The sequence below is a fragment of the Pseudomonas sp. Y24-6 genome (assembly GCF_020295325.1).
Classification (GTDB): Bacteria; Pseudomonadota; Gammaproteobacteria; order Pseudomonadales; family Pseudomonadaceae; genus Aquipseudomonas; species Aquipseudomonas gregormendelii.
The window spans coordinates 20,878-34,771 of sequence record NZ_JACBXG010000003.1 but is presented as its reverse complement, the minus strand read 5'-3'; the positions used below and the strand labels follow the sequence as shown (position 1 = coordinate 34,771).

12 protein-coding genes are annotated in these 13,894 nt (G+C 59.6%); 3 read left to right on the top strand and 9 right to left on the bottom strand.

The annotated features are described in order from the left end of the window. Positions 1-143: 143 nt before the first annotated feature. From HYI44_RS06560 to HYI44_RS06535, 6 genes are all read right to left on the bottom strand, one after another. Entirely contained in the window at positions 144-2,402 is a 2,259-nt protein-coding gene (locus HYI44_RS06560) for an ATP-binding protein (protein WP_225569016.1), read from the bottom strand. Continuing rightward, positions 2,399-3,172 carry a substrate-binding periplasmic protein gene (locus HYI44_RS06555; protein ID WP_225569015.1) on the bottom strand — a complete coding sequence of 258 codons (774 nt, stop codon included), beginning with the start codon at positions 3,170-3,172 and terminating at the stop codon, positions 2,399-2,401. Before HYI44_RS06555 ends, HYI44_RS06560 begins: the two co-directional genes overlap by 4 nt. 5 nt (positions 3,173-3,177) lie before the next feature. Further along, a complete protein-coding gene (locus HYI44_RS06550; protein ID WP_045058755.1) occupies positions 3,178-3,894 on the bottom strand; it encodes a response regulator in 717 nt (238 codons plus the stop codon). Positions 3,895-3,985: 91 nt separating this feature from the next. After that, positions 3,986-4,633, bottom strand: coding sequence for a TetR family transcriptional regulator C-terminal domain-containing protein (locus tag HYI44_RS06545; RefSeq protein WP_122837833.1), 648 nt, complete (start codon positions 4,631-4,633; stop codon positions 3,986-3,988). A gap of 103 nt (positions 4,634-4,736) precedes the next feature. Next, the gene (locus tag HYI44_RS06540) at positions 4,737-6,035 is read right to left on the bottom strand and encodes a metal-dependent hydrolase family protein (protein ID WP_225569014.1); all 1,299 of its coding nucleotides are present in this window, start codon (positions 6,033-6,035) and stop codon (positions 4,737-4,739) included. A 40-nt stretch (positions 6,036-6,075) separates the two neighbouring features. Next, on the bottom strand, positions 6,076-7,356 hold the full coding sequence (locus HYI44_RS06535) for an OprD family outer membrane porin (protein ID WP_225569013.1): 1,281 nt from the start codon (positions 7,354-7,356) through the stop codon (positions 6,076-6,078). A gap of 276 nt (positions 7,357-7,632) precedes the next feature. Here HYI44_RS06535 and HYI44_RS06530 point away from each other — a divergent pair, with 276 nt between their 5' ends. From HYI44_RS06530 to HYI44_RS29520, 3 genes are read left to right on the top strand one after another with little or no spacing between them, the layout of a single operon-like run. Beyond that, a complete protein-coding gene (locus tag HYI44_RS06530; protein WP_225569012.1) occupies positions 7,633-9,594 on the top strand; it encodes an FAD-dependent oxidoreductase in 1,962 nt (653 codons plus the stop codon). A gap of 49 nt (positions 9,595-9,643) precedes the next feature. Further along, a complete protein-coding gene (locus tag HYI44_RS06525; RefSeq protein WP_225569011.1) occupies positions 9,644-10,231 on the top strand; it encodes a cupin domain-containing protein in 588 nt (195 codons plus the stop codon). Positions 10,232-10,289: 58 nt separating this feature from the next. Continuing rightward, complete coding sequence (locus tag HYI44_RS29520; protein ID WP_225569010.1) at positions 10,290-10,634, top strand: class I tRNA ligase family protein; 345 nt, start codon at positions 10,290-10,292, stop codon at positions 10,632-10,634. A 212-nt stretch (positions 10,635-10,846) separates the two neighbouring features. On the opposite strand, the gene gltS is transcribed toward HYI44_RS29520, so the two are convergent. The 3 genes from gltS to HYI44_RS06505 are packed head-to-tail and all read right to left on the bottom strand — an operon-like array spanning position 10,847 to position 13,798. Further along, positions 10,847-12,055: a sodium/glutamate symporter gene (gene gltS / locus HYI44_RS06515; protein WP_201148598.1), complete on the bottom strand. Its 1,209-nt coding sequence runs from the start codon at positions 12,053-12,055 to the stop codon at positions 10,847-10,849. A gap of 58 nt (positions 12,056-12,113) precedes the next feature. Further along, positions 12,114-13,052, bottom strand: coding sequence for a formimidoylglutamase (hutG, locus tag HYI44_RS06510; protein WP_225569009.1), 939 nt, complete (start codon positions 13,050-13,052; stop codon positions 12,114-12,116). Positions 13,053-13,072: 20 nt separating this feature from the next. Next, complete coding sequence (locus HYI44_RS06505) at positions 13,073-13,798, bottom strand: IclR family transcriptional regulator (protein WP_225569008.1); 726 nt, start codon at positions 13,796-13,798, stop codon at positions 13,073-13,075. Between the last annotated feature and the right edge of the window lie 96 nt (positions 13,799-13,894).

The following is a 13,894-nucleotide window of genomic DNA, read 5'->3' as shown; positions in this document are numbered from 1 at the left end:
GAGCTTTACGGCAGTTCATTATTATTATCTCCAATAAGCTTCGAAGACCGCGCTGTGGCGGTTGCGTCGATTATTGGAAAGGCATGTAAGTTCGAGTTGAACCTGAGGATCAAAGATGTAAAAAGTCGTAACAAACTTGTACGTCAGGCCTGCAACAGGTCTGCCAGGGTCTGTCGCGAGCACCGCAGCTGCTCGTGCACCTGTGGCGCCAACCCGCGTAACGCCGCCTCATCGTTGATCATTGCGGCTTGCTCCAATGCGCGCAGGACGTTGGCCAACGCGCGAAATCCCAGGGAGTCGCTGCTGCCAGCCAGGCGGTGGGCCAGGTGCGCGACCTCGGTGCAGTCGTCTGCCGTGATCGCTTCGGCGAGTGCATGGCTATGCTGTTGAATCGAGTCGCGCAATACCTTCAACAATCCCAGGAGTTTCTGTTCACCGAGCAAGGTACGGTGGGTTTCCAGCAGCGGCCAATCCATGACCGCGTCATCGAGTGGCGAAGTGGCTACGGGGGTCCGGTCAGCCAGCGCCTGGCGCAGAGTGTCGAGTTTCAGGGGTTTGGCGAGGATGCCATCCATGCCGGCATCCAGATAACCGCGAACCAGGGCCGGCTGCACACTGGCGGTCAGGGCAAACAGGCGGCTGTGGCGATTCGGTCCCGGCGTGTCGCGCAGCCGTTTACACAGCTCGACACCGCTGATGCCGGGCAGGTGCACGTCGAGCAAGATCAGATCGAAAGACTGCGCGGCACATTGAACCAATGCCTGCTCGGCGTCCTCGGCTAGCCAGACCTGATGCCCGTCGCGCAGCAAAAGGCCCTCGACCACCTCGCGGTTGAGCGCCACGTCCTCGACCACCAGAATGCGCAAAGCCTGCCCTGCAACACTGTCTGCCGCAACGGGTGCCACGCCGCTGGCCGGTTGCAGCGCCAGTTCGAACCAGAAACAACTGCCGCGCCCGACCTCACTGTCCACGCCGATACGCCCGCCCAATTGCTCCACCAGATGCTTGCTGATCGCCAGCCCCAAGCCGGTGCCGCCGAAGCGCTGCGCCACCTCTTCACTGGCCTGGGTGAAGCGCTCAAAAATCTTCTGCTGCATCGCCGGCGCGATGCCGATGCCGTCGTCGGTAACGCTGATGCGCAGCCGTTGTCCAGGAGACCCAGGCAACAGCGCTACCGCCACGTCGACCTGCCCGCCCTCGGTAAATTTGATGGCGTTGGCCAGCAGGTTGCTCAGCACCTGGCGCAGGAATTGTTCGGCGCCGTGATGCCGCTGCGCTACCCGTGGGTCGATGTAGCATTGCAGGATCGTGTCGTTGCCCAGCGCACGGGGTTCGAGCAGTGTCATTACCTCATCAAGCAATTGCCGCAGCGAGAACTCCACTGCCTCCGGATGGCTGGCGCCCTCCTCCAGCCGGGCGAAATACAGCACTTCGTTGAGGATCGACAGCAACCCTTCTCCCGCTTTGTACAGCGCATCCAGCCGCTTGCCGCCGAGTGCGTCCAGCGGCGCATCGCGCAGCAATTCGGCCATGCCAAGGATGCCGTTGAGCGGGGTACGCAACTCATGGCTCATGGTGGCAAGGAAACGCGACTTGGCGAGGTTGGCCGCTTCCGCTTCATCCTTGGCCCGCATCAGGCTGGCGGTGCGCCGCTCGACCATTCGCAGCAGTTCATCACGGTTATCCTGCAACGCCAGCCGATCGCTTTCGCGGCGGTCGATGTCACTGAGAATGGCCCGGCGCATGTCGTCCAGAGCATGGGCCACGGTGTCGATTTCGTCTTCGTCTTCGTCCGCACGGCGACGCTTGTCCAGGCGTAACGGCTCATGGGAATCGCCCGCAGCGATGCGCCGGGCAAACTCGGCCATGACTAGCAGGTGGCGAGTGACCAGGCGATAAAACAACCCCGACAGCACCACCGCCAGGCCGCACAGAAACACACTCATCCACAGCAGGCTGGTCAGCCCGGTGGTGAACAGGCGCTCATGCACCGCCCCCAGGTCGGTGGTGACCTCCAGTTGCCCCAAATGACGCACCGCCCCCGATGGCGGCTGGTAGTCGAGGGCAAAACGTTCTATTCGCAGCGGCCCGACCGGCTCGGCAGTGCCTTGCAGCAGATCGAAATCAGGGCTGATCAGGCGCACGCGCGCCACGTCGGAAAAGTCCACCAGGCCGCGCAACTGCACGTTGAGCTGATCCTGGTTCAGATCCCACAGACTGCGCTCCAGGCTGGCCAGGTAGCCGGCGCGAATCAGCTCCATGCGCGAGTCGATTTCGCGCATCTCGCGTCGATACTCAAAGTACAGCTGCACGCTGCTCGCCAGCACCGTAAAACACAGGCTGAAGAATAGGATAAATAGCAGCAGGCGCCGCAACAGGCCGCCGGGCCGGGCCCGAATCATGGTCGATCCGCCGGTTGCTGGAGCGTGTCGCGGTAGATGACCTCACTCTCGTGAAGCAAGCGGTCGATCTCGCCCGAATCGACCATGTGCTGCAACTGCCCATTGATATCGACCATGCGACTGGCCAGGGGCGAGCGCCGCGACACGGCCACTCGCAGGTAATCCACACCAAAGGAATCGGCCAGGGCCACAATGTCCCGGGTGCCCGGCAGGGTATCGACGCGCATTTGCCCGGTGCGCCGCTCGGAAACCACGAAGTCGATGCGGCCGCGGATCAACTTGCCAAAGTTCTGCTGGCTATCAGACACCCGTTCGATGTTCTGGTGCTGGTCGACAAAGCGGTCGAACGTCTCGCCATAACTTTCTCCGAACAGGAAACCACCACGGTAGTGCGCCAGGTCCTCCAGCCGATCTATTTTTACTGGGTGCCGGCGATTGATGAACACCGCAACTTCCTCGCGCAGTACCGGCACCGTCGAAAAAGCCAGTCCCTGCTCACGCTCTGCAGTGCGATAGGCCAGCACCACATCCACCCGACCTTCAACGGCATCCAGCACGCAGCGATTCCAGTTATCCAGCTCGACGAGCTCGACCTCGTAGCCCAATTGCCCGAACAGTTTTTTCACCACGCCGGGAGCGAGCCCGCGTATCTGTTTGCCGTCGCTCCAGGAGATCGGCGGGTAGACCGGGTAATCGCAATAGCGAATTTTTTGCGCAGCCGTCACCCCGGTGGATGCCAGCATCAACAACAACCAGATCCCGCGCCACATGCCGCTCAGGCCGCGACGCTGGCGGTAAACAGATAGCCCGCACCGTGGATGGTGATGATCAGTTCAGGCTCGGCCGGGTCGTCATGCAACTTGCGCCGCAAGCGTCCCACCAGCACATCGATGGAGCGATCGTTGGGCACCCATTCGCGGTTGCGGATCTGGTCCATCAACTGATCCCGGCTCAAGGTGTGCCCGCTGTTGCGCAGGAACACGCTGAGCAATTGGTACTCGCCATGGGTCAGCAGGGTTTCACTGCCGCTGTGGTCGATCAACCGCCGGCGATCAGTGTCCAGCGCCCAGGCGGCGAATTGCTTGACCGGGCGGGCAACCGCAGCAACAGGATGCGGCGTGTGGGCGTGGCGCACCCGGCGAATCAGGTTCTTCGCCCGGGACACCAGTTCCCGCGGATTAAGCGGCTTGATCACATAGTCATCGGCGCCGCACTCGAGGCCGACGATGCGATCGATTTCATCGTTGCGCCCGGTGATCAGGATGATCCCGACCTCCGAACGCACCCGCAGCTCCCGGGTCAGGGTCAGGCCATCCTTGCCCGGCAGGCGGATATCGAGCATCACCAGGTCGACGCTCTGGCTCGCCAGGAAGGTCTCGGCCAACTCTGCAGTGGCGGCGCAATGCACTTCATAACCTTCCTGGGACAGGTAGGCCTGCAGCAGTTCGCGAATCAACGGATCGTCGTCGACGATCAATACCCGAGGAGTCATCGCTAGGTGTCCCGCGTATGCCCGAAGGCGTGTTTCTTATTAGAGTTTGGTTACCACTGGAGGCAGAGAGTAGCCACTACTGAACGATCGATCAACAGCCCGTCGTCTGCAAAGTAAATCGCTGCCGACCACCGGCCTGCAAACCGTCGACCCAGGCTTCGCAGATCTGCATGCCCTGCTCCGGCGTGAAGGTCCCGGGGTTCAGACCCGATTCCAGCCACAAGCCGTCGAGCAAGGCGCTGAGGCTGATGGCAGCCAGGTCGGAATCGAATTGCTGCCAACCCTCCTCCTCCGCCAGTTCGTTGAGCACCTTGCGCAGGATGGCCCGGTACTCGCCATAGGACTGTTCGTGGGCGAGATTGATCGCTTCTGCCGTCTTGACCGCGCCCCAGAACGCCAGCCAGGCATCAAGCAGTTGCGGGTCGAGCAGTTCGGCAGAAAACGAGCCGCGAAAAAACGCCGACAAACGTTCACGGGCATTGGGCGCGGCCTGTTCCATGGCCGCGCGAAGCAGTGCCATGACGCGGCCGGTCACCGCCAGATAGGCTTCGGCGACCAGCTCGTCCTTGCCGGAATAGTGATGACTGATCAGCCCGACCGATACACCGGCCTCGGCGGAAATCTTGCGGATCGACGCGCCCTGGAAGCCATGGCGCTGCAGGCACACGAGCGTGGCCTCGATGAGATTGGTTTTGCGCAGTTCCGGCGCCATTCTGGAGAATCGGACTTCCTGAGTCATTGCACGACCTTCCTGGAGGCGAGGGTTGAGCCCTGTACGAGCCATTCAAGAGCTGAACGACTGTACAGCAACTGCCCTCGCCGACTCCAGACGTCGCGCTGCTTTACATACCCGGCAGCACGTCAGGCGGAACAATCGCGCCGCCCTTCATGACCACCGGGGTCTTCTCCAGAATCGTAATGTCAGCCAGCGGATCACCCTCGACCGCGATCATGTCGGCAAAGCGACCGACACTGACAGCGCCTACGTCCTGCTGCCAATTGAGCAGGTCTGCGGCGACCACGGTGGCGGACTGAATCGCCTGCATTGGGGTCATTCCGTACTTGACCATGTAGGCGAACTGCCGGGCGTTTTTGCCGTGCGGGTAAATCCCGGCATCGGTGCCATAGGCGATTTTCACACCGGCCTTGACCGCCTTGCGGAAACCTTCACGCTGTACTTCGGTGGTTTCGGTGTTTTTACGCAGGTAACTTTCCGGCCACTTTTCCTCGCGCCCGATCTTGTCGATGAAGTCTCCGTTGTAGATATCCATGACCAGATAGGTGCCGTTGTCCTTGGCCAGCTTGATGCCTTCATCGTCCAGCAGCGAGGCATGCTCCACGGATTTTGCGCCGGCGCGGATAGCCGCCTTGATGCCGTCGGCGCCATGGGCGTGCACGGTCGCATAGCTCTTGTGCACCTTGGCCTCCTGCACTACCGCGCGCATTTCGTCCTCGGTCATTTCCATCTGGCCAGGCTCGGTGCCTTCGGCCAATACGGCGCCCGTGCCGACCATCTTGATGGTGTCGACGCCGTGCTGGAACAGGTACCGGGTCTTGAGTTTTGCGTCATTGGTATCGCGATAGACGCCCACCCGCATATCGTCCGGCACCGTGATGCCCGGTGCCAGGCCCGTCACCTCACCGCCGCCACCCGCTACTGAGAGATAAGCGCCGACTACATTCATCCGCGGCCCCAGCACCTGATTGGCGTTGATCGCATCACGTAGCGAGACGTCGGTAAACGCGCGGTAGGTCCCCACGTCGTGGACCGTGGTGAACCCTGCGCGCAAGGTCTGATAGGCATGCTTGGCGCCCAGCAGCGCGTAGTCCTGGGCAGAATGCAGCAGGGGTTCGGCAACGTTGTTGGTCATGTCCCAGTCGGCGATATGCGTGTGCATGTCGATCAGGCCCGGCAGCACGGTCTTGCCCGACCAGTCGATAACGGTGCTGTCAGCCGGCGGTGCACTCCAGGGCTCAACGGCCACGATACGCTCGCCATCGACCTTGATGCGCTGGTCCGTCAGCACCTTGCCCCGCTCCACGTCCACCAGGCGACCGGCATGGATGTAGACCGTGTCGGCCAGTGCGGACAACGACAGCGACGAGAGGGTTACGGCCAACGCGATACTCGAGAGCTTCATGGGATACCTCTTTTATTGTTATGGGAGGGATGAACGCATATCAAAAAATATTGATCGGGTATTGAGTGATGATCCGCAGTTGTTTAACACTGTCACCGCTAAAGGCATGTTCGGCGTAACGCACCCGAACCGACAAATCTTTCAGCGGGCCCGTTTCAACAACGGTTTTAATATCGACGTCTCGCTCTATCTGCTTATCCGCATGAGCGAAGTAAGCGTACAACCCGTCCGGATCAACTTGCTCATTATCGATATCAAATCCATAGATATACTTGAAGCCCAGCGTGGTATGTAAAACACCCGTAGAACCAAAATCATATTCATAGGCCAGGCCGACTGACTGTTCGCCAGGGCCATTGAAGTCCCCGTACTGCGAAGAGTTGGCCAGATAGATCGAGTCCATGTAAGTCCCATCGGAAGCCATCAGATAATCAAATGGCTGACCTCCATGGATCTTTTGATAAGACAGCGTCAGCGTATGCGGGCCATTGGCATAGGCCGTCGCCAACGACCAGGCGGTGACATTGATATCGCCGGCATTGGCCTGGCCCTGATCCAGTGATCGATAGAGATTGAAGTCAACGCCGAGAGTCTGTTCCGCAGTCAGGACAAAGCTGTAGTTGCCATTGACATAGTACTGGCGCCACAAGTCCTGCGCCTGGGACACATAGAAGCCGACGCCGCCCTGTTCTACTGGCGTGTAGGTGAAGCCTGCATAATCGACATCGCCGCTGTCCACCCCGGCGTAACCTGCCATGAAGCCACCGTCGTGACCTGTACTGGTATAACCTCTGGTGGAATGGAAGTGCCCGATATCGATGCTGACTTTGTCGATATCATCACTCAACAGTTGTAGGCCACGGGTCGTCATCGGCATCAGGCGTAAATCGGGAGTCGCGAATACCGGATTGTATGGGCGCAGATCGCCATACTTGATGACAGTGTTTGACCATTTCATCTTTACCGAAGCGTTGAGTGTGGAAGACTCGGTTCTTTCGCGATCTCCCTCAGCGGGAAACATTCCCGTGCCAACCGTACCGCGACCGCCATCCAGCTTGTAGGCAGTATAGGCACTTGCATCCAGCCCAAGGCCGACTTCACCTTGAGTAAATCCGGACTGGTAATCCATCTGAAAACCCTGCCCCCAACCACGGGCATCGGGATAATGCGAGAGTGAGTTGCGATTAAAATACATATTGCGAGCGGTAATAGTTGCCGAGCCACCCTCGACCAATCCTTCGCCCACATCTTCTGCCTGCACTTTTACATAACTTCCAGATGCCGATAGAACAACCACACCCAATAGTGAACGCAGCTTCATTGTAGGCCTCAGAGCTTGATTATTATTGTTTTCTGCAAATGCCTGTACCTGCCAATGGTAGGCACCCTGTCATTGCCATTAATAGAATTTATATGTTGAGAATTGCTCGCCTTGGGCAATCGAAGTAACGGATTTGTAACATCGGCATTACATCTATTTTCCAGTCGACTTAGTAAACAAAACTGTTGATTTTTTACTGAAGGTAAATTCTTATAGAAAAATAATAACGCCGAAAACCGGCCCTTTCGGCTTCAGGCCGCCTGGAGTAGCCCCACCATGAGCACCTCGTCCCCCGCTTTCTCGCACCTGTTCGAACCCCTGCTGCTACGCGGCAAACGCCTGAAAAACCGCATCATGTCCAGCGGACATGACACTTCGATGCCCACCGACAACCTGGTTAATGATCAACTGATCGCTTACCACCAGGCGCGCGCGGCAGGGGGGGCCGGGCTGATCGTGCTGCAGGTAGCAGGTGTGCACGACAGCGCGCGTTACACCTCGCACGTGTTGATGGCCACGGATGACGCCTGCATTGAGGGCTACCGCAAACTCGCGCAAACCTGCCATGCGCACGGGACGGTGGTGCTGTCGCAGATCTTCCACCCTGGGCGGGAAATCATGGAGTCCAGCGACGGCCTGCTGGCGGTGGCCTATTCAGCTTCGGCGGTGCCCAACGAGCGGTTTCGGGTGATGCCCCGGGCACTGGATCAAGCCATGATCGACGAGATTGTCGCCGGGTACGCGGCAGCGGCGCGGCGCCTGTTTCAAGCCGGGGTCGACGGCGTGGAGGTGGTCGCCAGTCACGGTTATCTGCCCGCGCAGTTCATCAACCCGCGAGTCAACCGCCGTACCGATGGCTACAACGGCGAGCTGGAACAGCGTCTGCGCTTGCTGCGGGAAATCATCGCCGCTGTGCGGGTCAGTACCGATGAAAACTTCATCATCGGCCTGCGCATTTGCGCAGACGAGCGCGACCCGGAAGGACTCACCGAAGACGAATCGCTGCTCGCCGTGCAGGCATTGCAAACCAGCCTGGATTACGTGCACATCGTCGCCGGTACTTCTGCATCCCTGGGCGGTGCCGTGCACATCGTGCCGCCCATGGCGATCGAAGCGGCCTATCTGGCCAGGGAAGCCGGAACCTTCAAGGCCGGTCTGTCCATACCGCTGTTCGTCACCGGGCGCATCAACCAGCCCCAGGAAGCGGAGCTGATCCTGGCCCGGGGTCAGGCCGACGTCTGCGGCATGACCCGCGCGCTGATCTGCGACCCGCAAATGCCCAACAAAACCGACAGCGGCCGTGTAGAAGACGTGCGCGCCTGCATCGCCTGCAACCAGGCGTGCATCGGCCACTTCCACAAAGGCTTGCCGATCTCCTGCATCCAGCACCCGGAGACCGGGCGCGAGTTGATCTTCGGCATCCGGCAACCTACCGGCCAACGCAAGCGCATCATGATTGCCGGCGGAGGGCCGGCCGGCATGAAAGCCGCTGCGGTAGCGGCCCAGCGCGGGCACGAGGTCACCCTCTATGAAGCGACCGCGCAACTCGGCGGCCAGGTGCTGCTGGCGCAGCTGTTACCGCGACGCAGCGAGTTCGGTGGGGCCAGCACCAACCTGCAGCGGGAGATGGAACTGGCGGGTGTACGGGTGGTGCGCAACACCCGGGTCGACCGCGCCCTGGTGGAGCGTGAGCGCCCCGACCTGGTGATCATCGCCACCGGCGCCGAGCCCTATTGGCCAACCTTCGAGCGTGGCGGCGAACTGCAGGTGGTGGACGCCTGGCAAGTGCTGCGTGATGAAGTACAGATAGGTCGTTCGGTGGTCGTGGTGGACTGGCGCTGCGACTGGATCGGCCCCGGCATCGCCGAGCGCCTGGTGCGCGCCGGGCACCAGGTGCACCTGGCAGTCAACGGCACCCATTGCGGGGAAAACCTGCCGCTGTACGTGCGCGACCAACTGGCCGGCGAACTGCATAAACTGGGTATCCCCATCACCCCCTACGCCCGCCTCTACGGCTGCGATGACAACACGGTCTACCTGCAACACACCGCGAGCGGCGAACCGATGTTGCTGGAAAATATCGACACCCTGGTGCTCTGCCAGGGTCATCAACCGGTCGACACCCTGGGCGCAGAACTGCAAGGCCTGGTGGAGTTTCGCCGGATCGGTGACTGCCTGGCGCCGCGTACTGCCGAAGAGGCCATCTACGAAGGTTTGAAAGTCGCCTGGGCGCTTTGAGCCTGTTTATACTCCGGGGTTTTCCCCCAAACCCCGGCCTGGAGTACGCATGAGCAACGGCAGTAAAGAAAGCGCCGCACCAGAGCCCAGTTTTCTCGGCACCCGAATCCGCGGCCTGCGCAAACGCCGGGGCATGACCCTGGCCGACCTGGCGAACATGAGCGAGCTGACTGCGGGCTACATCAGCCAACTCGAACGCAACCTCGCCTACCCTTCCATCCCCGCCCTCTTCAATATCGCTCGCAGCCTGGGGGTGACCATCCAGTGGTTCTTCGCCAGCGAAGCCGCCACCGCCCCGGAAGACCACGGCGTGGTGGTGCGCAAGAACACGCGGATGAGCGTGCATTACGAGGATGGCATCGTCGACCAACTGCTGACCCCGCAGCCGAATCGGCAACTGGAGATGTTGCACTCACGGTTTCCGCCTGGCACTTATAGCCAGCAGAGTTACAGCCATGAGGGGGAAGAAGCCGGGTATCTGCTGTCGGGGCGTTTTGAGTTGTGGGTTGGGCAACGGCATTTTCTGCTGAGCGAGGGAGACAGTTTCAGCTTCTCGAGTCAGGAGCCGCATCGGTATGGCAATCCTGGAGAGGTGGATGCGGTGGTGATTTGGGTGATTACGCCGCCAACGTTTTGATGGGATGTTTGAGATAAAGAGGCCTCGAAGTTTGATCAGCTTTGGGGCTTTTTTTTGAATGGAGGCCGGGGAGTTTTTCCTACATTTTTTCGAACGAATTGGCGCTGACTTTGTGAAGGCCCTGTTCCCCTTTGCTCCGCACGTCTGCTCTGAGATCTGGGAGCAGTTGGGCTACGACACTATTGACTCTGCACCATGGCCCCAAGCTCGAGTGCGCCCGGTCAAGGCGACACGAATCTACATTAACGGCAAGTATGTGGATGATCTTCCGGAGGGGACCGGTGAGGAGTTGGTCGACGTCGATATGGCTCGGAGCAAAGTCATCGAGGCCCTTGAAAGACGTGTAGTAACCAAGGTGATCTATGTACCGAATCAGGTCGTGAATTTTCTCTGCGCTCATTAGGTTTGAGCCGAACTGGAGTTGATATTCAGGCTGAGGTGACGTACGCGGTATCGGATTTACCGCGTCGACAAACTGACAGTTATCACCGGCAGTAACACCTCGATCATCCGCTCCCATTAATCAACATTAAATTGCCGATGGCGGCTCATCCGCTGCTCCAAATCGACTGGAGGTTACGCACTTCACCCGCTAAGTCCAAATGAGACCGCCCTCTAGCTGAAGGCGTTGATAAACCAGGTGATCATCGGGATGGCCACAATGTCGATCAGCACGGCGCCGCACAACGGCACGATGATGAAGGCTTTATACGAGAACACTTTGTAGTGGTCACAGATGGCACCCATGTTGGCCACGGCGTTGGGTGTAGCGCCCAGCCCGTGCCCCATGAAGCCTGCGCAAAGGACGGCAGCGTCGTAGTTACGGCCAAACAGGCGGAACAAAACGAATACGCACAGTAAAATCATGATCACCACTTGTACCACCAGGATCACCAGCAGCGGCAATCCCAGCTTTTCCAGCTCCCAGAACTTAAGGCTCATCATGGCCATGGTCAGAAACATGCCCAAACACACGTCGCCAATGGTGCTGACAGCATGGTCCGGCATCTCGATCGCCTGGCTGCGGTCATTGAGGTTGCGCAAAATAATCGCCACAAACATCGCGCCCACATAGCTGGGCAACACGATGCCCAAGTGTTGCTGCAAGCTGGCGCCCAACCACAAACCCAGCACCATGATCACCACGATGCAGGTCAACAAGCGCAACAGAGTCGGTGCATCCAGCGCGGCAGGCGGGTTGTGGACTACGTCTTCGAACGCCTTGAGGCTGCCCACCGCTTGCGCTTCAACCGTGAGTTTGTTGCGCTCAATCAACCAGCGCGCCAGCGGGCTACCCAACAAACCGCCCGCCACCATCCCAAAGGTCGCGGCCGCCAGCGCCGCAGTAGTCGCGCCGACGGCACCGAGGTTTTCAGCAATCGGGCCAAATGCCGCCGCCGCACCAAAACCGCCTTCCAGGGACACCGCACCGGCCATGATCCCCAGTAACGGATCAATACCCAACAGTTTGGCAACGCTTACGCCGACTACGTTCTGCACCAGCGCCAAGCCCCAGCACGCCCCCAGGTAGATAAACAGTAACTTGCCGCCTTTACGCAGCAAGCCCAGGCTGCCGCCCAGCCCGACGGTGGTAAAGAACGCTACCATCAACGGGGTTTGCAAGCTGGTGTCGAGGGTCAGGTTCAGCCACTGCTGGCTGCGTAGCAGCCAGATCAGCAGGGCAAAACCAAAGCCGCCAATCACCGGTGCGGGAACACACAGTTGGCGCAGCCAGTAACTGCGTTTTTTCAGTTGTGCACCCAAGCCCAGGAGAAGCAACGCGAGAGCAAGGGTACTCAGCGCATCCAGTTCGAATGTCAGCATGGCGAATTTCTCTTTTTCTTATGATTTAACAAGTGGTTTTTCAGGGATTTTCGAAAACTTAATCAATCAGGCTTGCGAGCAGACGCGCGCCAATGCGGGCGGTTCGGTTCTCGATATCAAGGCTGGGGTTGAGTTCGGCGATGTCGGCCATGCGCAATTTGCCGCTGGCTTTGGCATAGCGCGCCAGATGCTCGACGATTTGCATGTCCACGCCATGGGCAGACGGCGCACTGACCCCGGGCGCTTGGCTAGCGGGCAGAACATCGAGGCAGATGGTCATGTAGAGGTAATCGACGTCTTGCAAAAAATCATCGATGAATCTTTCGCAGGCGGTAACGTCCCAGCTGTTCATCTCACGGTCGAGGCGAAAACGCACATTCAGCCGCTGCGCCTGCTCGAACAGTGCCTGAGTATTGTTGAGCTGACTGACACCCAGGCAGCCATAAGTGAAGGGCATTTCAGCGCGCTGGCAATACTCGGAGATCTGGCGAAAAGGGGTGCCTGAACTGCTTTGTTCGGCAAGGCGCAAGTCAAAATGCGCGTCGAAATTAAGTACACCGATACGGGCCTTCGCCGTGCGTTTGCGCAAGTGATCGGCCAGACCGCTAAAACTTGCAAAAGCGATTTCATGGCCACCACCCAGCCCCAGCGGTAAATGGCCCTGATCGAGCAACTCGCTGACTTGGTGGGCGTAGCTCTGCTGTGCGCCTTCGAGGTTGCTGTCGGTACAACCCACATCGCCGGCGTCATACACCGGCGCGTGGCCGTGCCACGCCAGGTTGGCTAAAGCCTTGCGCAGTTCTGTCGGGCCTTGGCGTGCACCGGTGCGGCCCTGGTTGCGTTTGACCCCTTCATCACAGGCCAAACCAACCAGTGCGACACCCGCAGGCTGGTTTTGCGCGAAGGGTTTGACCCATTGGTGCCAGCGCAGCGCGCCTTGCCCTTCGGCGTCGTCAATGCGACCCGTCCACAATGGCATGTCAGGAACAACGGTCATGTTTGAAACTCCAGTCAAATTCAGTCGAGCCGGGCGCTCAGACGCAGCGCCACATCCCGGGTCCAGCGGATCAGGCGTTCAGTGCGCTGTTGAGCCCGGAAGGCAGGGGCCATGAGGCTGATAGCGCCTTGCAGGCGGTCGCGGCTGTCGATCAAAGGCGCACTGACCCCCCAGATGCCGTCGTCGATTTCACTTTGACTCACGGCGTAACCGGCAGCCCGGATCTCGGCAAAACTGCGCTGATAGGTCGCAACGTCGCCGCCGTCGACGCCTTGGGCCAGCAGCGCCGACAGGCTTTGCGCCTCATCCATGTGCGCCAGCAACACCCGCGCCGAAGCGCCCACCAGCAATGGTTGCGCCAACCCTTTTTGGTAGCAGCAGCGCAGCGGTTGCGGGCTGTCGATCAGCTCAATGCAAATGGCCTGACCGTTACTGGGTACCATCAACGCAACGCTTTCCTGGGTTTGCTCGGCCAGGCGCTTGAGTTCGGGCTTGGCCAACGTCACCAACACCGCTTCGCGGTCGAACTTTTTGGCCAGTTGCAAACAGGCAGGCCCCGGCAAGTAGCGCCCGTGACCGTTTTCTTCGGCCAGGCCCCAGCGCAGGAGGGTTTTAAGATGGCGATAGATGCTGCTGAGCGGCTGGGCCAGCTGCTCGGAGAGCTCTTTGGCGGAGATCGCCTCGCCGGACTGCCCCAAGGTTACGAGGATTTGCAGCAAGCGATCGGTTGGCGTGTTGTAGTTCATTGTTGGCCCCATGCTATTGCCTGCATGGTGGCACGATGTTTCTCATTAACTGAAACAGGTTTCCCACTCAGTGGGAACAATCGGCCATATAACGAT

Coding starts and splice junctions, on each gene's coding strand:
- HYI44_RS06560 (WP_225569016.1), bottom strand. CDS start 2,402: ATGATTCGGGCCCGGCCCGGCGGCCTGTTGCGGCGCCTGCTGCTATTT.
- HYI44_RS06555 (WP_225569015.1), bottom strand. CDS start 3,172: ATGTGGCGCGGGATCTGGTTGTTGTTGATGCTGGCATCCACCGGGGTG.
- HYI44_RS06550 (WP_045058755.1), bottom strand. CDS start 3,894: ATGACTCCTCGGGTATTGATCGTCGACGACGATCCGTTGATTCGCGAA.
- HYI44_RS06545 (WP_122837833.1), bottom strand. CDS start 4,633: ATGACTCAGGAAGTCCGATTCTCCAGAATGGCGCCGGAACTGCGCAAA.
- HYI44_RS06540 (WP_225569014.1), bottom strand. CDS start 6,035: ATGAAGCTCTCGAGTATCGCGTTGGCCGTAACCCTCTCGTCGCTGTCG.
- HYI44_RS06535 (WP_225569013.1), bottom strand. CDS start 7,356: ATGAAGCTGCGTTCACTATTGGGTGTGGTTGTTCTATCGGCATCTGGA.
- HYI44_RS06530 (WP_225569012.1), top strand. CDS start 7,633: ATGAGCACCTCGTCCCCCGCTTTCTCGCACCTGTTCGAACCCCTGCTG.
- HYI44_RS06525 (WP_225569011.1), top strand. CDS start 9,644: ATGAGCAACGGCAGTAAAGAAAGCGCCGCACCAGAGCCCAGTTTTCTC.
- HYI44_RS29520 (WP_225569010.1), top strand. CDS start 10,290: ATGGAGGCCGGGGAGTTTTTCCTACATTTTTTCGAACGAATTGGCGCT.
- gltS (WP_201148598.1), bottom strand. CDS start 12,055: ATGCTGACATTCGAACTGGATGCGCTGAGTACCCTTGCTCTCGCGTTG.
- hutG (WP_225569009.1), bottom strand. CDS start 13,052: ATGACCGTTGTTCCTGACATGCCATTGTGGACGGGTCGCATTGACGAC.
- HYI44_RS06505 (WP_225569008.1), bottom strand. CDS start 13,798: ATGAACTACAACACGCCAACCGATCGCTTGCTGCAAATCCTCGTAACC.